The sequence below is a fragment of the Anaerobium acetethylicum genome, assembly GCF_900096945.1.
GTDB lineage: Bacteria > Bacillota > Clostridia > Lachnospirales > Lachnospiraceae > Anaerobium > Anaerobium acetethylicum.
Window position 1 is genome coordinate 13,983 of sequence record NZ_FMKA01000014.1, and the last position, 17,261, is coordinate 31,243.

General features: G+C 48.3%; 12 protein-coding genes. 11 read left to right on the forward strand and 1 reads right to left on the reverse strand.

The window, feature by feature from the left end; translation table 11 throughout:
• Nucleotides 1-18: 18 nt before the first annotated feature.
• On the reverse strand, nucleotides 19-1,080 hold the full coding sequence (locus tag BJR36_RS11365) for a CPBP family intramembrane glutamic endopeptidase (protein ID WP_169823672.1): 1,062 nt from the start codon (nucleotides 1,078-1,080) through the stop codon (nucleotides 19-21).
• Between the two features lie 349 nt (nucleotides 1,081-1,429).
• Here BJR36_RS11365 and BJR36_RS11370 point away from each other — a divergent pair, with 349 nt between their 5' ends.
• The 11 genes from BJR36_RS11370 (at nucleotide 1,430) to fliS (ending at nucleotide 17,228) form a co-directional block, all read left to right on the forward strand.
• Nucleotides 1,430-6,595, forward strand: coding sequence for an alpha-N-acetylglucosaminidase TIM-barrel domain-containing protein (locus tag BJR36_RS11370; RefSeq protein WP_091234292.1), 5,166 nt, complete (start codon nucleotides 1,430-1,432; stop codon nucleotides 6,593-6,595).
• 172 nt (nucleotides 6,596-6,767) lie between these two features.
• A complete protein-coding gene (locus BJR36_RS11375) occupies nucleotides 6,768-7,007 on the forward strand; it encodes a helix-turn-helix domain-containing protein (RefSeq protein ID WP_242875539.1) in 240 nt (79 codons plus the stop codon).
• Between the two features lie 187 nt (nucleotides 7,008-7,194).
• Entirely contained in the window at nucleotides 7,195-7,473 is a 279-nt protein-coding gene (gene flgM / locus BJR36_RS11380) for a flagellar biosynthesis anti-sigma factor FlgM (RefSeq protein ID WP_091234296.1), read from the forward strand.
• Nucleotides 7,474-7,586: 113 nt separating this feature from the next.
• Nucleotides 7,587-8,090, forward strand: a complete 504-nt coding sequence (locus BJR36_RS11385; protein WP_091234530.1) for a flagellar protein FlgN — start codon at nucleotides 7,587-7,589, stop codon at nucleotides 8,088-8,090.
• A gap of 17 nt (nucleotides 8,091-8,107) precedes the next feature.
• Nucleotides 8,108-9,856, forward strand: a complete 1,749-nt coding sequence (gene flgK, locus BJR36_RS11390) for a flagellar hook-associated protein FlgK (RefSeq protein WP_091234299.1) — start codon at nucleotides 8,108-8,110, stop codon at nucleotides 9,854-9,856.
• 29 nt (nucleotides 9,857-9,885) lie between these two features.
• Nucleotides 9,886-11,733 carry a flagellar hook-associated protein FlgK gene (flgK, locus tag BJR36_RS11395; RefSeq protein WP_091234302.1) on the forward strand — a complete coding sequence of 616 codons (1,848 nt, stop codon included), beginning with the start codon at nucleotides 9,886-9,888 and terminating at the stop codon, nucleotides 11,731-11,733.
• 134 nt (nucleotides 11,734-11,867) lie between these two features.
• Nucleotides 11,868-13,349 carry a flagellar hook-associated protein FlgL gene (gene flgL / locus BJR36_RS11400; protein WP_091234305.1) on the forward strand — a complete coding sequence of 494 codons (1,482 nt, stop codon included), beginning with the start codon at nucleotides 11,868-11,870 and terminating at the stop codon, nucleotides 13,347-13,349.
• A gap of 326 nt (nucleotides 13,350-13,675) precedes the next feature.
• Complete coding sequence (csrA, locus tag BJR36_RS11405; RefSeq protein WP_091234533.1) at nucleotides 13,676-13,894, forward strand: carbon storage regulator CsrA; 219 nt, start codon at nucleotides 13,676-13,678, stop codon at nucleotides 13,892-13,894.
• Nucleotides 13,895-14,741: 847 nt separating this feature from the next.
• Nucleotides 14,742-15,212 (forward strand): flagellar assembly protein FliW, encoded by a 471-nt coding sequence (fliW, locus tag BJR36_RS11415; protein WP_091234310.1) that lies wholly within the window; start codon nucleotides 14,742-14,744, stop codon nucleotides 15,210-15,212.
• A 98-nt stretch (nucleotides 15,213-15,310) separates the two neighbouring features.
• Nucleotides 15,311-16,825 (forward strand): flagellar filament capping protein FliD, encoded by a 1,515-nt coding sequence (fliD, locus tag BJR36_RS11420; RefSeq protein WP_091234313.1) that lies wholly within the window; start codon nucleotides 15,311-15,313, stop codon nucleotides 16,823-16,825.
• Between the two features lie 19 nt (nucleotides 16,826-16,844).
• The gene (gene fliS, locus BJR36_RS11425) at nucleotides 16,845-17,228 is read left to right on the forward strand and encodes a flagellar export chaperone FliS (RefSeq protein ID WP_091234314.1); all 384 of its coding nucleotides are present in this window, start codon (nucleotides 16,845-16,847) and stop codon (nucleotides 17,226-17,228) included.
• Nucleotides 17,229-17,261 lie beyond the last annotated feature (33 nt).

A 17,261-nucleotide genomic window follows, 5' to 3' on the forward strand; every position in this document is an offset into this window, starting at 1 on the left:
TCCTTTTTTATTCATTGCTTACTCGCTGTATATTTCTTCCGTTTCATGAGCACCGGCTGCCCTTTTGTTTTCAGCCTTCATACTAGTATCTGTGGCTGGTTTTTCTATAGTAAAGTTTTCCGCATCTGACAGTACAACATCAGGCATTTCCACACCAGCCATCTCAACAACTGGCTCACCTGCCAGAAAATCGAACTCTGCATTTTTATAGAATCGCTTCACAACCAGAAAACTGAATATCAAAATTGCAGTTACAACAAGTCCGCCCTCCGGACCAAACACGCCGCCATTTATGGCGTTTTCCTTCGGGTATGTTGTTGATATAAGTCCCTGCGTATTGGTTCCGCTGACAGGAAATCCAAATACATTTCCCTGGAAGTAATTCCACGTGATATGGTATCCGATACACATCCAGATGTTTCCTGATTTCAGATACATATAAGCAAATAACAGGCCTACTAAAAATATATTGAAATATGAAACAAAATTGATTCCTGGATTCATGGAATGTAATAATGAAAAAATGATTGAAGACACGATGACTACAACAGGCACATTTCTTGTCTGGCGCAATGCGGACATGATAAAACCTCTTCCATAGATCTCCTCTGCAAATCCAACAAGGATAAAGAGAAGCAGATAGACAAAAGTGTCCGTTGAAACCTGTGGTGTCCAGGATGCTACAACTCCACTTCCAGTCATTACGATAACCGCAAACACAATCGACATGGAAACTGCTCCAAAAAGAAGCCCTGCAGTCAGATCTTTTCCATGTTTTTTAATCGAGCCTAATCCCATATTCGATAGCGGACGTTTCATGATAAATCTCCAAGCAATCAATGGAGTAAAAATCATGATTAATTCCTGAGCAAACATTAGTATCTTTTCAAATGTACCCATTAATTTCAAGCCGTCCTCGGTTGTAAGATAAGTAATAGGATTGAAACCTCTGGCGACAGTCACTCCGGCTAATATTAATCCGCCAATAAAAGAACAGACTACTGTTAATGCAAAAAAGACTGCCGTTACCCCCAGTATCTTCCAGCCTGAGCGGACTTTCCCCTCATAGTTTTTGAACATCATATACCCTCTTTTCTTAAGTTTGTTATAGTAAATCTGGTTTGTTAAAACCCCCTGTTACATATTTTACCTGTAAATATGATGTAAATCAATAAAAATATCCATATAAAGGGGAATGATACATATTTGCTTTTTGTGTTGTATAAAAGAGATAGAAATTGACATATTCACTCGTTTTTGGTATACATAATATATAGAAACGGATTGTTACTTTAAGTAGGCGAGACCAGATACTATCTATGTATGATGCATAGGGCGTATTGGGTCTTTTTTTGTATTGGGGGATACATTCTAAAGAAAGTACAATTCGCTTTTTAAAAAGACAGAATTGCGAGAAGGAGAGGGCGAAGTGAAAAAGAGAATCGAGAAGAAACGAAAGGGTCCGAAAAGCATAGGAAAGCAGGTACTGTCAGTATTTCTTTCCCTAAGTATTGCAATCGGAGGACTGGCGCTCCCGGCTAAGGCAGAGGCGCAGGAAGCACTGGTCAATATTGCACCCGATGCAACGGCGGGCACCTCAGATGGGGCATACGGAGGCAGTGTGATTCAGAATGTAAATGACGGAAATGCCTCAACACAATGGCAGACGGCGGGTGTATGGCCAAGTACAGCAGTATTGCAGCTAGATGGAAGCCATAACATTTCGAAAGTTGTTGTAAAGATTGGAGGTGCTCCGGGAGAGGAATTGAAGAGAAGCGTAAATGTAACTGTCAGGTATGCACAGAACGGCATTACCAGTGATCTGATCACGTTCGGAACCAGGAGAAATCCCGTAAATGCAGACGCAGAGCTGACAGTGGACATCCCGGTTTCCGCATCTCATGTTTATGTGTCGCTGTCGGAGCCGCAGGACACAACGACTGCGACTCCGGGATTCTGGCCTGTGATCAGGGAAATTGAGGTATACGAAAAACAGGATGTCAGTTTATCGGCCTACAGCAATATTGCAAATGAGGCAGCGGTTTCAACGACCGGATCCAGCAATGGAAGCGAGGCAAACCTTACAGACGGAAATACAGGTACACTGTACAAGTTCCATGACGCGGCAATGAGCAGCGAAAAGGAAATCCTGTTATCCTATGGCTCGCCAAGAGCAATGGATGCATTTGGAATTGCATTCGAAAATGTAGGTGCAGCTGACAGTATTGATTTCGCATTTAGATACAGTATCCTTGCGAGGAATGGCAGTGGCGAATATGACACGATTGTTGCGAATGCAGCTGCAAATCGTACAGCCCAGTCATCCCAGCAATATAAATTTATTGAAAAGACTTATTCTGAAGTGAAGATCCTGATGCATTCCTGTACAACAAACGGCGGAACGTCATATGGCTGGCCGGCGGTGGCGGAATTTGAAATATACGGAAGTGCAGAAGCTGCAGACGACAGCAGAAGCATTGCATGGAATAAACCGGTACATGCATCTTCCGGAAAGTCTCTGGCGCAGAATGTCACGGACGGAAGTGTCACTTCGAGCTGGAGAGGCTCTTATTATCCGGCATATGTAGATATTGATCTGGAAAAAAATTATAATCTGAATACGGTAGAGGTATTTACGCCGGAAATCGGCTACTCCCAGTATACGATCTATACAAGCATGGATGGAAGGGATTTTGACAAACTGGCGGAAAAGACAGGCAGAGAATCTGCAAGTCCGGAGACCGGAGAAGTCTATCAGGCAGACGGGAAAGAAGCCCGCATTGTACGTGTATATCTGGAATACAATTCAAAAGAGACGGCGGCTGTAATCAATGAAGTGCGTGTGACTGGTACGGAAAGCACAACTCCGGTTCAGGAAACGCCGCCAGTCAATACGGCACAGTTTTCGGATACCGATTATGCAGTAAATGCTATGGTAACAGATGCAGAAACCTATAGTGAAGTAAACGGCATAATCGAAAGAAGATTAGGTGCAGAATATAAAAACTGGTTTACCCTGGAGCTGGCTGAAAATCCAAAAGCAGGACACGACTATGATTACTATGAACTTTCCATGACAGAGGGCAAGGTTCACGTAAAAGGAAATGATGGTGTTTCTTTGGCAACAGGCATCAATCATTACCTGAAATACTACTGCAATGTAAATGTTTCGCAGGTGGGAGACCAGGTCACAATGCCTGTGGCGATTCCTGCAATTGATGGAACTGTTTTCAAAGAAACAAAGGCAGAAGTACGTTATTCCTATAACTATTGCACCTTGTCCTATTCCATGGCATTCTGGGGCGAACAGGAATGGCGCAATGAATTGGACTGGCTGGCGTTAAACGGCGTAAATGTCGTGCTTGACGCAACAGGTCAGGAAGAAGTCTGGAGACGCTTCCTGGGTAAACTTGGATACGAGCATGAAGATATCAAAGACTTTATTGCGGGGCCAGCCTACTATGCGTGGGCATACATGGCAAACCTTTCGGGATTTGGCGGACCGGTTCATGATTCCTGGTTTGAAGAACGGACAGAACTTGCAAGAAAGAATCAGGAAATCATGCGCAATCTGGGCATGCAGCCGGTACTGCAGGGATACAGCGGCATGGTTCCGACTGATATCCAGGACTACGACCCGGATGCACAGATTATCCAGCAGGGAACCTGGTGTTCGTTCCAGAGGCCTGCGATGCTAGTGACGACTTCAGCAACCTTTGACCAGTACGCGGCAATGTTCTATGAATGCCAGACAGAAGTATACGGTGCAACGAGTGACTATTATGCCACAGACCCGTTCCATGAAGGCGGAAGGACAGGCAGCATGTCTTCGACTGATATTTCGAAAGAAGTGCTGACATCGATGCTTTCAGCGGACAAGGATGCGGTCTGGATCATTCAGGCATGGCAGGGCAATCCTACAACAGCATTGCTGAATGGTCTGGATGCCGTGGCAAATGGCAGCCAGCATGCATTGATCCTTGATCTGTATGCAGAAAAGACGCCCCATTATGCGCAGACCGGAAGCTCCTATGGCGATACGGATGAGTTCGATGATACTCCATGGCTGTTCTGTATGCTGAATAACTTCGGCGGACGTCTTGGCCTCCATGGCCATCTGGACAACCTTGCAAACAATATCCCGGCAGCATTTAACAGGTCCGAGCAGATCGCCGGCATTGGCATCACGCCGGAAGCCAGCGTCAATAACCCTGTATTATATGATTTCCTGTTTGAAACTGTCTGGCAGAGCGATGCCACACAGAACATGGAAGCAGTCAACCTTGATACCTGGTTGAAAGACTATGCAAAAAGGCGCTACGGTGCAGAAAGCGAATCTGCATATGAAGCATGGCTGATTTTACAGGATACCGTCTACAAATCGAGTTTAAACAATTTAGGACAGGGTGCGCCGGAATCAGTTGTAAATGCAAGACCGGCACTCAGCATCGGAGCGGCATCCACATGGGGAAATGCGGTTGTCAGCTATGACAAAGCAGAGCTGGAAAGGGCTGCGGCGCTGCTGCTGGAAGATTACGACAGCTTAAAGAACAGCGAAGGATATCAGTACGATGTCGTGACTGTACTCCAGCAGATCCTTTCAAACAGCGCCCAGGAATATCAGAAGAAAATGGCAAGTGCGTTCAATGCAAAAGATGTGGCGGGTTTTGAAGCGCATGCAGGAACATTTATGAGCATCATCGATAAGATGGAAGAAGTGACCAGTGCAAATGAATACTATCTGTTAGGAAGATGGGTGGAGCAGGCGAAATCACTTGGAACAAATGCTGACGACTTTTCAAAAGAATTGTATGAATTCAATGCGAAAGCCCTCGTAACTACATGGGGATCTTTCAATCAGGCAGAGACCGGCGGGCTGAAGGATTATTCCAATCGCCAGTGGTCCGGCCTGATCAAGGATTTCTACAAAATAAGATGGCAGCGCTGGATCAATGCAAGAACAAACGAACTCAAAGGCGCGGCTTATGAATCAAGCATCAACTGGTTCCAGTGGGAGTGGGAATGGGTAAGAAGCAATTCAGCACAAGGATATACCACGGCTCCGGCAGTAACAGAGCTGAGCGCACTTGGAGCAGAGGTTCTTGAACAATACGGAATACCAAAAAATCCTGCAGCAAATGCCGCGTATGACCTGGCATTAGCAGGCATGACGGCAACAGCCGGAAGTGAACAGGCACCTGGCACAAATAATGCAGAAGGGCCGGCAAAAAATGTTCTGGACAATGACAACAGTACAATCTGGCATAGCGCATGGAGCGGCGCAGACAGAAATAACTTATGGATCGATATCAGCTTAGGAGAAAGCAAAACCGTGAATGGTCTGCGCATGCTCCCAAGAAACGGCGGAGGAAACGGAGTCATCACCCAGTATCAGATCCAGGTAAGCAATGACAACGGAGCAACTTATCAGGAAGCCGCTGCAGGCAGCTGGGTAAATGATGCCAGCTGGAAGTGGGTACAGTTTGATGAAACGGAGGCTACAAACGTCAGACTGTATGCGGTGAATTCCTATTCAAATCAAAGCGGAAAGAATTTTGCCTCGGCAGCTGAAATCAGAATTACGGCGCCTCCAAAAGCAGAACGCGCAGTTACAGGAGTAACGCTTGACACCGCTGCAAAGACCATGACAGCTGCAGGAGAGACCTTCCAGCTGACAGCAACAGTTACGCCTGCAGATGCGGCGAACAAAAATGTCACCTGGATATCTGCAAACACAGCAGTGGCAACCGTAAGCGCTACGGGCCTGGTAACAGCAGTGTCCGACGGAACAGCAGTTATTGAAGCGGTTACAGAAGACGGAAGCAAAAAAGCAACATGCACGGTAACAGTTGCTGTTAAAAAGCTGACTCCCACAGAAAGCTTTATTCAGAGGCTCTACAGCAAAGTATTCGGAAGAGCAGCAGACGATGACGGAATGGGCTATTATACGGAACTGCTTGCCAGTGGCGAAAGAACCGGTGCAGAGGTGGGACGTGGATTTATAGACAGTCCTGAATTTGCTGAAAGGGCACTCAGCAATGCGGACTATGTGGAAGTCCTTTACAGTACTTTTATGAACCGCGCATCAGATGAAGGCGGAAAAGCATACTGGCTGAACTTCCTGGACAACGGCGTATCAAGGGATTTTGTATTCAAAGGATTCGTTGAGTCAGCAGAATTCACGGAAATCTGTGCTTCTTACGGAATCAGCAGGGGAAGTGTGGAGCTGGTAAAATACATGGACAAAAATCCTGCCCTGACCATGTTCACGAACCGTCTCTATGCGGAAGCGTTAGGAAGAGCGGGTGAGGAAGAAGGCCTTGAATACTATACAAAAGAGATCACACTCGGAAATGTGACTCCTGTACAGGCAGCGAAGAACTTTATATTCTCATCGGAATTTGAAGACAAAAAGCTTGGAAATGAAGCCTATGTAAAAGTGCTGTACAAGACCTTTATGGGAAGGGAATATGACGTGGCAGGCCTGGAATATCACCTGGACAGGATGCGCAGAGGCACGACCCGCGAAGAGATCCTCATGGGATTTGCAGATTCGCCGGAATTCGAAACTATTATGAGTACATTTGGCCTGTAAGCCTGAAGGCCTGGTACCTGACACCATAAACTGCAGTTTATGGTGTCAGGTACCAGTAGGTATGTCGAGTTATAGTTAAAATATTAACCGTAACTTGACTTTTTAAGAGAAAAAGATTAATATGTTATCTATGAATAAATTTAAGTTTTTAAGATCCCCTAATGATCTGAATATGGAAATTGCAAATAGAATGAGTGTCAGGAGAAAGGAGAAGAAAATAACACAGGTACAGCTTGCTGATTCTTCCAATGTGAGCTTGGGCTCCGTTAAGAGATTCGAGCGTACCGGAGAGATATCATTATCCTCACTTATTAAAATTGCATTTGCCCTGGGATGTGAAAATGATTTTGATGAATTGTTTTCTAAGAAGGGATATTCATCCATTCAGGAGGTAATTGATGAACAAAAATAAATCGCTAAGTGTAATGTAAAGAAGGAACCAGTGTTCGAAATGACGATTTCACACTGTTTCCTTCTTTGTTTTTTGTGCATTTAAACATAAGAAAAGCTATAATATAAATAGTAATAAAAACCGATAAACACTGTGAGGAAGTCAATAAGGGATAAAAATGAAGTGAAACAGGAAAGGGGAGGGAATTATGCGCATTGAGGGATACAATCAGATCAACAGCATCTACAAGACGGGACAGGTCAAGAAAATCGAAGCACCCGTTAAGACAGGAGCAACAGATCAGGTCCAGATTTCACAGGCGGGACGCGATTACCAGATAGCCAAAAAAGCAGTTGCGGAGACACCGGACGTCAGGGAAGAGCTGGTGGACTCGGTAAAAGCCAAAATTGATGCAGGCACGTACAAGGTGAATGCAGATGATTTTGCTTCAAAAGTAATCGAAAAGTACAAAAAGAACATGCTGTAACAGCATGCAAACCTGACCGGCAGCCTGAAAAGCAGGCTGCCGGTTGTGGGAAAATAGAGAAAAGAGATAATAAAAGCACACAGAGAAATGAGGTATGAAAAGTGGCCAGCCTGATGGAAGAATTGATGGATGTATTAGAAAAGGAAAGTGCTGAGTATGAAGTTCTGCTGGCCCTTTCGACAGAGAAGACGCCTGCAATCGTCTCGGGCGATATACCGGCGCTTCAGACGATCACCGACAGGGAACAGACCGTCGTGTCGAACATAGGCGGCCTGGAACGGAAGCGCGAGGAGATTGTAAAAGATATGGCGATTGTCCTGAACAGGGACAGGGGCAGCCTCAGGATTAAGAATATTATACAATTTTTGGAAAACAGGCCCGAAGAGCAGAAGCGTCTTGCCATAGTGCATGACCGGCTCAGCACTGCGGTCAGGGGAATGGTGAAGATCAACGAACAGAACAGGATGTTGATTGCCCATTCCATGGAAATGATAGAATTTGACTTGAATCTCTTCAGGAGCATGCGACAGGCTCCTGAAGTTGCAAACTATACACGCGGCGCAAACAATGCGGCCGTGCTTACAGGCAGCAGGGGAAGTTTCGACACGAAACAGTAGGAAAATGAGGTAGCATAATGGCAGGAATGGGAAGTTTATATACAGGATTATCAGGCATCCAGGCAGGACAGAATGCCCTGAACACAACTGCGCATAATCTGGCGAATGTGAATACGACGGGATACGTGCGGCAGCAGGTGCTTCAGGGAGATGCGGAATATTTCCGTGCAGGAGAAGCCTCCATCAGCAGGATGCAGGCAGGAATCGGCGTAACCACTGAGGACATCAGGCAGGTAAGGGACTTCTTCCTGGACAAGGCATACAGGACAGAATCCGGCAGGCAGAGCTTTTATGAAACCGGGTACAGCGTCATCGAGGAAGTAGAGACGCTTTTTGGTGAGCTGGAGGGCGTTGCGTTCCAGGGGGCCATGACGGACCTTCGGAATGCCATCTCGGAGCTGGCGAAAGACCCTGCGTCAACAGTGAACAGGAGCCTTCTGAAGCAGAAAGCGGTGTCCTTCATCGAGCGGGCAGCTGCAGTGACGGAAGGCCTTTCCTTTTATCAGGAGAACCTTGACGTCCAGGCAAAAGAGACGATTGCCAGGATAAATGAGCTTGGAAGTACGATCAACAGCCTCAACGGGCAGATCCTGAAAATCGAGGCAGGACGGGTCGAAAATGCAAACGATTTGCGGGATGCAAGGAACAGCGCCCTGGATGAACTCAGCACGCTCATAAAGACCGAATACAAGGAGGATGAAAATGGACTTGTAACGGTAAACGCTGAGGGAGTCCAGTTTGTGACCAAGGATTCTGTATACATGATGGAGGCTGCAGAAGATCCGGCTACAGGGTTCGTGGAACCGACCTGGCCACATCTGAAAGGAGCCAGGGTATTCGATCTTGAAAGCGGATGCTTTTCAGGCAACAACTCTGATATAGGCGGTCTGAAGTCCCTGATCCTTGCAAGGGGAATAAAGGAAGGAAACTATACGGATATCCCCGCTGCGCCTGACCGGGCGGATTACGCATCAGGAGCGGAATATGAGGCAGCCCTGACCCAGTATACAAAAGACAGGGATTACTATAACAGCAGCGTAGAGGCTTCCATACTCATGAATACCATGGCCGAATTCGACCAGCTCATCCACGGAATCGTAACGGGAATCAACGATGTTCTCTGTCCGAATACGGAAATTGAGGGAACGATCGATGGCGTCACCGGCACCTTTACTGTCCTTGATGAGGAAAAGGCCTCCTATGAGAGCGATGGGACCGTCATGGGAACAGAACTTTTTTCCAGGAGCGGCGTGGACAGATATGAACTGAAATCCCTCACTCTGGCCGATGGAACGACCAGGGAGGTTTATTTATACAGGCAGGAAGACCCAGGCGACATTCCGTCGCTCTACAGCGTCAAGAACCTGGAGGTAAATCCGGCGGTCCTGAAAGATATAGGGAAACTCCCGCTGACAACAGCAGAAGGCGATGTGGATTACGACAAGGCCGGGGCGTTAGAGGACATCTGGAGAAAAGATTTTGCATCCCTCAACCCGAATACCCAGGTCGTGAATACGTTCGGAACCTACTACAACAGCCTTGTGTCGGCCATCGCAAACGAAGGCTCCGTATACAGGAGCGTTTCAGAGGCGGAAAGGACAACAATCCAGGAACTGCAGAACCAGAGGCAGTCGGTGGCGGGTGTTTCCTCTGATGAGGAGCTGGCCAACATGATCAAATACCAGAACGCATACAATGCATCGTCGAGATATATGAACGTTGTCAGCGAAATGCTCGAGCAGATCGTGAGCAGTCTGGGTGCATAAAACACCACGAGAGAAAGAGAGGAAAGAAGATGGCATCTACATTTTTCGGACTTAATATTGCATCTTCAGGCCTGTATACCTACCAGACAGCCTTAAATACCACAGGAAACAATATAGCGAACGTGCAGACTGAAGGCTACACCAGGCAGGAGGCGGTGCAGAAGGCATCGGAAGCCATCCGTACCAGCCAGAAATACGGGACCCTTGGTTCGGGAGTTGAGACCACGGAAATCAGGCAGATCAGGAACCTTTATTATGACGTGAAATACTGGAACAACAGCACGAGCCTGGGCGAATATTCCACAAAATCCTATTACATGGCCCAGATCGAGGACTATTTCGAAGAGGTGAATAAGGACGGCTTCACGGCGGCCTTTGACGAGATGTTCAACAGCCTGGAGGAAGTGAGCAAAAATGCTTCCGATGTATCGGTGCGGAACCAGTTCATCAATTCCGCAGAGACCCTGGCGGAATATTTCAACAGTCTTTCCACCGGACTGGGGAACATACAGAAAGACTGCAATGAAGAAATCAAAAACAAGGTGAGCCAGATCAATACCTTTGCCCAGGAAATCGCATCCCTCAACAAGCAGATCAATGTCGTGGAGCTTACCGGGGAAAATGCCAACGACCTGAGGGACCAGAGAGCCCTTCTCGCAGACAGGATTTCCGAAATCGTTCCCATTGAAGTGAAAGAAGGGCGCATGGCGGAAAGCAGTCCGGGCGTCGGGGAAACGGGCGCAACGACCTACGAAATCACCATATCGGGACAGTCTCTTGTGGACACCTTCGAATACAACACCCTGGAGACAGTTCCAAGGGAGACACGGGTGAACCAGTCGGACATGGACGGCCTTTACGACATACAGTGGTCTAACGGCCTTGACTACAGCATGTCGGGAACCGGAGTGGGAGGCGGCCTGAAAGCCCTCACCGATATCCGTGACGGAAATAATGCAGACAACTTCACCGGGAAGATAGGAGCTTTCGGCAGCGCTCCTGCTGAGGATGGACAGGCAGGGACTGTGACCACGGTCAGGATTGAAGGTACGGGATTCACGGACATCAACAAGGCGACGCTTCCGGAAACAGGGACCATCGTGCTGAAGAACAAGGAATACACCTACAGCAGTTTTTCCTATGACAGCGCGTCGCAAACCTATACCTTTACCCTGACGGAGACCGTTGACAACGCATCCCAGGCGGCAATGCAGGGACGTGATGCCAAAGTGGGCGAGGCCGTGGACTATCTCGGCATACCCTACTACATGTCCCAGCTGAACGAATTCGTAAGGGCATTTGCAGGAGAGTTCAACAAGATCCACCAGACCGGACAGGATCTGAACGGCAGCCAGGGCGGCATTTTTTTCACAGGCGAGGATGCCCTGGACAGCACCAGGGAATATGGGCTGACTGTACAGGCGGGTGAAAATGGGACCACCTACAGCTCGAAGGATGACAGCCTTTACAGGCTGACTGCGGCAAATTTTACGGTTTCGGCAAAGCTGCTGGAGGATCCGAAGCTTCTTGCATCCACGACGGACCTCAGCCAGGGCATAAACGGAAATGATGTCGTTGAAAAGCTTCTGAAGCTCAAAAGCGACACAGTCATGTTCCGCGGCGGATATGCCTCTGAATTCCTCCAGTCGGTACTTTCCGACATAGCGGTGGATGCCCAGAAGGCAGACAGCTTCGAAGCGAATTATTCAAATATATCAAAATCCATCGTGAAGCAGCGCCTTTCGGTTTCCGGCGTGGACAGCGATGAAGAGGCCCTCAACCTGGTAAAATACCAGAACGCATATAACCTCAATGCGAAAATGATAACGGTCATGAGCGAAATCTACGACAAGCTCATAAATGAGACAGGCGTATAAGAGACTACAGAATGAGAATAACCAACGGGACTGGTATGTAGGAGACTACAGAATAAGAATAACCAACGGGACTGGTGTGTAGGAGACTACAGAATAAGAATAACCAACGGGACTGGTGTATAGGAGGCAACATAATGAGAATAACCAACGGAATGATGCTCGGGAACTCCCTGACCAATATAAATGCAAACAAGACAACTCTGGACATTCTGAACACACAGATGTCGACCCAGAAGAAGATCGCAAGGCCTTCTGACGACCCGGTCGTTGCAATCAGGGCCCTGAGGCTCAGGAGCAACCTGAACGAACTGAACCAGTACTATGAAAAAAACATCACAGATGCAAATGCCCTCCTGGAAGTGACAGAAGAAGCCCTGACAAACATGAGGGACATCGTAAAGGACGTCTACAGCGGCTGCGTCCAGGGATCCAACGGAACCCTCACAGCCCAGGACCGTTCCGCCATTGCAGAGAATTTCCAGGCCCTGAAGGAGCAGTTCTATGCCGAGGGAAACGCCGATTATGCCGGGAGGAATCTGTTTACAGGATACAAGACTGACAAGGACCTGACCTTCGGAGGCGATGACAGCACGGCTTCCTATAGCATAACGGAAACCTTTTCTGCAGATGACGTGGAGTCTGTCACCTGCATTTCCAATGGGCTTGTCCTGGACAAGAACAATCCGGCGGTGATTGCAGCAGCAGACATGCCGGCAAGCACCACCGTATACAGGATGCGACTTGCTTACAGCGGCCTTGATGGGCTGGCAGGCGGCACAGGCAGCCTCACCTATACGGACAACGACGGAAATATCCAGACCGTGGCCGTTACCGGCTATGAAAGCGCTTCGGATGAAGCATATCTTGCAACCCCGGCTGGCGGAATCAGCTACATTGCCGAGACGGGGGAACTGATTCTGGGAGAGGAAATCAGCAAAACCCTGCGTTCCCTTGAGAAACCTGATTCCATAAGCTTCACTTATGAAAAGACGGGATTCGATCAGGGCGAATTGAAGCCTGAGCATTACTTCGACTGCCAGGACAAGACGGATCCGGGAAACGTCATCCCATATACGAAGGAAGCCCAGAGCGTGGAATACACCATAAACTTCAACCAGAAGCTGAAGGTCAATACCGAAGGCAGCGACGTCCTGACGCATAGTGTTGGAAGAGACATAGACGAAATCCTGGAATCTATAAACGATGTGACGGCGGCAGAAAAAAAGGCGGCCGATATCAAATCCATGCTGGAAGATTCACAGTACGAAGGCAGCAGGCAAGCCCTGACCTCCATGCTCGAGGCAGCGGAAAAAGAACTGACCCTGAAATCCGACAGGATGCAGAAGCTCTTCGAAGCCGCCCAGACAAAATTCCAGAATCATGAAACAGACATAAACCTGCAGATCACGGACGTGGGCAGCAGGGTCAACAGGCTCGAGCTCACCCAGAGCAGGCTGGCAGCCCAGCAGACCAGCTTCGAGAAGCTCCAGTCCGAAAACGAGAATCTGGAGCTGTCGGATGTGCTCATCCAGTACACGGCAGCCAAGAACTCCTACGAGGCGTCCCTTACGGCGGCAAGCAGGATCGTGCAGAAGTCGCTGCTGGATTTCCTGTAGAATTCCAGGCTTTCTGAAACGCCAGGAACCATATGGTCCTGCGTGGCTGCTGTCCCTGCGCTTTTCGTGATTGCCGCTTCGCTGCACGCGAAAAGAAACCTCGTGCTGCGGCGCTATTGAACAGCTGCCATAAAAACAAAAAAATTAGACAAAAATAAAGGAAATAGTAGTACAGAATCCCCGGTTCTATGGTAAAATAAATCGTAGCTATTAAGAACTCCTGTCTTGCGAGGTGTTTTTATGCTGAATAGCTACAATAAGTGGAAGAAGTATTTCAGAATGTGAGGGCATTCAAAAAGGACGTTAACAGAAGGGCGGTGGGGAAGATGCTGGCACTCTCGAGAAAAAAGAATGAAGCGATTGTCATCAACAACAATATTGAAATCACTATTCTTGATATCAAAGGCGATCAGGTGAAAATAGGCATCTCTGCTCCAAAAGAAGTTCCTGTATATCGCAAGGAAATTTATTTGCAGATTCAGGAAGCTAATAAGGCGGCGGCAGATGCAGAAGGACTTGATGCTTTAAAAGAACTTCTTAAATAGTAGGAATAAAAAAAGGACGAAATCCCGAGGGTTTTGTCCTTTTTTGCTGGATAAAAAAGTGAAAGACAGCACTTTGCGGTTAAGTACTCAAATATCATGCCGATATATAATGTGAGTAAGAACAAGTTGTTTCTTACTGGTGATGAGGCAAAGTGGCGCATACAGCCAGTATGCATTGTCACAAAATTCAATAGCAGGATTGCAAAAATGCTGAATATCAGATGAGTGTTGAAAAACACGAAAGTATGATGATTGCAGAATGCGAATGAAAAGACATCAGAGCGGACATCAGAGCGGACATCAGAGCGGACATCGGAGCGGACATCAGAGCGGACATCAGAGCGGACATCAGAGCGGACATCAGAGCGGACATCAGAGCGGACATCAGAGCGGACATCAGAGCGGACATCAAAGCGGACATCGAAGCGGACATCAGAGCGGACATCAGGGCAGACATCAGAGCGGACATCAGAGCGGACATCAAAGCGGACATCATGGGGACATCAGGGGTACATCAGAGCGGAAATTAGGTATCAAAGTTTTAGAAAAAAGCTGCAAAACTGATTTGGGGTCAGTTTGCAGCTTTTTTTGCGCATTATGCGGTCTGCAAATCCGGACATGCCTTTTGGTACAGCGATGCAGGGGTCGGCGGTGGAATAAAGTTCCAGGCAGAGGGCGGTATTCATTCGTGTTATGGAGGGAATGAAATCCCTTCAATTAGAAAAAACGTTTTCCAAAAAACTAAGGAAATCTTCTAAATAACCGATAAACATTTTGAGAACAACAATCAGGGGCATGAAAGCAGGGGTTATGCGGAAGGCCTGAACATGAAGGATTAGGTGAGACGATGAGAATAATGACAAAAGCCTTTGGGGAGGCGGAAATTGACGACAGTAAAAAGCTTCATTTTGAGAACGGAATCATCGGATTCCCGGACATGAAGGATTATGTCCTGCTGTTCGACAGCGAAGGAGAGGACGAAGGAAAGCGTGCTTCCGTCATGTGGCTTCAGTCGACAGAGGAACCGATGCTGGCGCTGCCGGTGATGGATCCGCTGCTTGTGAGCGACTGCTACCAGCCATTCTTTGACGCAGCAGTCCTGTCATCCTTAGGGGAGACCCGGGAAGATCTGATGGTGCTATGTGCGCTGACAGTACCTTCCAAAATAGAGAACATGACAATGAACCAGAAGGCTCCGATCCTGATCAATCCGGCAACGAACAAAGCCTGCCAGATTATCTTGGAAAATCCGGAGCTTCAGATAAAATATCCTGTTTATGAAATTTTAAAAAGACGGCAGGAGAAGGCGAGCGCATAGCAGCCGGAAAAGAGAACTGACAGAAGCAGGAGAGTGCCGCTAACGTAAGGGGAATCTCCTGCTTCATCATGAATGAAAAACGTTAGGAGGAGACATCAATGTCAATCAGAATGTCAGGTATGGTTTCGGGAATGGATACCGACTCTATTGTAAAGGAGCTGGTATCGGCCTATTCGACAAAAAAAACTAATCTTGAAAAGGCCCAGACGAAGCTGGAGTGGAAGCAGGACGCCTGGAAGGAGCTAAACTCCAAGATATACAAGCTCTACAGCGGCAAGCTGAGCGCCATGCGCCGGGATTCCGGATACAGCATGAAGATGGCTTCAGTATCAGACGAGACAAAGGCTTCCGTTACGGCAGGGAACGGTGTGCCGGTCGGAACCCAGACCCTGGAGGTGGAGAGCCTTGCGAAATCCGGGTATCTGACCGGGGGAGTGCTCACGCCTGCCAGCGGGACTGTCAGCAGCAGCACGACGCTGGGGGAACTGGGGATTGCGGCGGACACCTCATTTACCATCAAGGCGGGGGACGGGGCCGAGACGGCAATCGAGCTGAAGTCGGGCACCACGGTTGCGGAGCTGCTGACTTCCATCAGGGCCACCGGGGTAAATGCCAGCTTCGACAGCACCAACCAGAGGCTTTTTATCAGCTCAAAACTTAGCGGCGAAGCGAACAATTTCACGATTTCCGCAGCAGGAGCGGACGCAGCGGCGATTGCGGCAAGCACGGCGGCTCTTGAAAACCTGGGCCTGAACGCAGCCGGCGGCGGATTCAAGGTAGAGGGGACGGATGCCTCCATCCTGCTGAACGGGGCGGAATTCACCTCCCAGACCAATTCCTTCAATATCAACGGCCTCACCATTACGGCTAAGGCGGAGACAGCTGCCGGTCAGGCGGTCAGCATCAACACGGCAACGGACACCGAGGGGATATACAAGGGAATCAAGGATTTCCTTACCGAATACAACACCCTTGTCAACGAGATGGATTCCCTATATAATGCCGATTCGGCAAGGGGATACGAGCCGCTGAGCGACGAGGAAAAGGAAGCTATGACCGACGACCAGATTGCGACCTGGGAGAAGAAGATCAAGGATGCGCTCCTTCGGAAGGACAGCACCCTGGGCACTGTTGGTTCCACGATGAAGAATGCCATGGCCCAGACCGTGGAGCTGGACGGCGTGAGCCACAGCCTTTCGGAATTTGGAATCAAGACCCTGGGCTACTTCGCATCAGATGAGAATGAACGGGGAGCCTACCACATTGATGGGGACAAGGACGATTCGGCGACCTCAGGAAATGAAGACAAACTGAAAGCTGCGATTGCAGCCGATCCGGACGGGGTGATCGGATTTTTCAAGGGGCTTGCGACGAACCTTTATGACAAGCTTGATGCGAAGATGAAGAGCACGTCCCTGAACAGTACCTATAAGATCTACAGCGACAAGAAGATGGCTGCCGATTACCTGGAGTATGAAGATAAGCTGGAGCAATGGGACGAGAAGATCGCGGATATGGAGGACTACTATTATAATCGCTTCTCCGCAATGGAGAAGGCCCTTTCAGACCTGGAGGCCAGCTCGTCGTCCCTTGCGTCTCTGCTCGGAAGCTGATTTAGGAGGGAATTAGAAAATGGAGTTAAAAAATGCATATTCCGCATATAACAATAATAAGATACTGACCGCATCGCCGGCAGAGCTTACCCTGATGCTCTATGAGGGGGCAATCAAGTTCTGCAACATCGCAATCATGGGAATCGAACAGGGCGATATCGAGAAGGCTCACAACAACATCGTCAAAGCAGGGAATATCATCAGTGAATTTCAGACGACGCTGGATGAAAAATACCCGGTGGCAAAGGATTTTGACGCGGTTTACAGCTACCTGATCCAGCGCCTGTTCGATGCAAACCTGTCAAAAGATGCGGCAGTCCTGGAGGAGGTCCTGGAGCACCTGAGGATGATGCGGGATACCTGGAAAGAGGTCATGGTCAGGTCGAGGGCGGTTGCTCGGTAGTGGTGAGGCCAGCAGGATAAGGAAGGATGTGTC

What these genes read in the sequence shown, in the direction of transcription:
- flgM (WP_091234296.1), top strand. Translation starts at nt 7,195, where the DNA reads ATGCGCATTGAGGGATACAATCAGATCAACAGCATCTACAAGACGGGA.
- BJR36_RS11365 (WP_169823672.1), bottom strand. Translation starts at nt 1,080, where the DNA reads ATGTTCAAAAACTATGAGGGGAAAGTCCGCTCAGGCTGGAAGATACTG.
- csrA (WP_091234533.1), top strand. Translation starts at nt 13,676, where the DNA reads ATGCTGGCACTCTCGAGAAAAAAGAATGAAGCGATTGTCATCAACAAC.
- BJR36_RS11375 (WP_242875539.1), top strand. Translation starts at nt 6,768, where the DNA reads ATGGAAATTGCAAATAGAATGAGTGTCAGGAGAAAGGAGAAGAAAATA.
- flgK (WP_091234299.1), top strand. Translation starts at nt 8,108, where the DNA reads ATGGCAGGAATGGGAAGTTTATATACAGGATTATCAGGCATCCAGGCA.
- fliS (WP_091234314.1), top strand. Translation starts at nt 16,845, where the DNA reads ATGGAGTTAAAAAATGCATATTCCGCATATAACAATAATAAGATACTG.
- flgK (WP_091234302.1), top strand. Translation starts at nt 9,886, where the DNA reads ATGGCATCTACATTTTTCGGACTTAATATTGCATCTTCAGGCCTGTAT.
- flgL (WP_091234305.1), top strand. Translation starts at nt 11,868, where the DNA reads ATGAGAATAACCAACGGAATGATGCTCGGGAACTCCCTGACCAATATA.
- fliW (WP_091234310.1), top strand. Translation starts at nt 14,742, where the DNA reads ATGAGAATAATGACAAAAGCCTTTGGGGAGGCGGAAATTGACGACAGT.
- fliD (WP_091234313.1), top strand. Translation starts at nt 15,311, where the DNA reads ATGTCAATCAGAATGTCAGGTATGGTTTCGGGAATGGATACCGACTCT.
- BJR36_RS11385 (WP_091234530.1), top strand. Translation starts at nt 7,587, where the DNA reads ATGGAAGAATTGATGGATGTATTAGAAAAGGAAAGTGCTGAGTATGAA.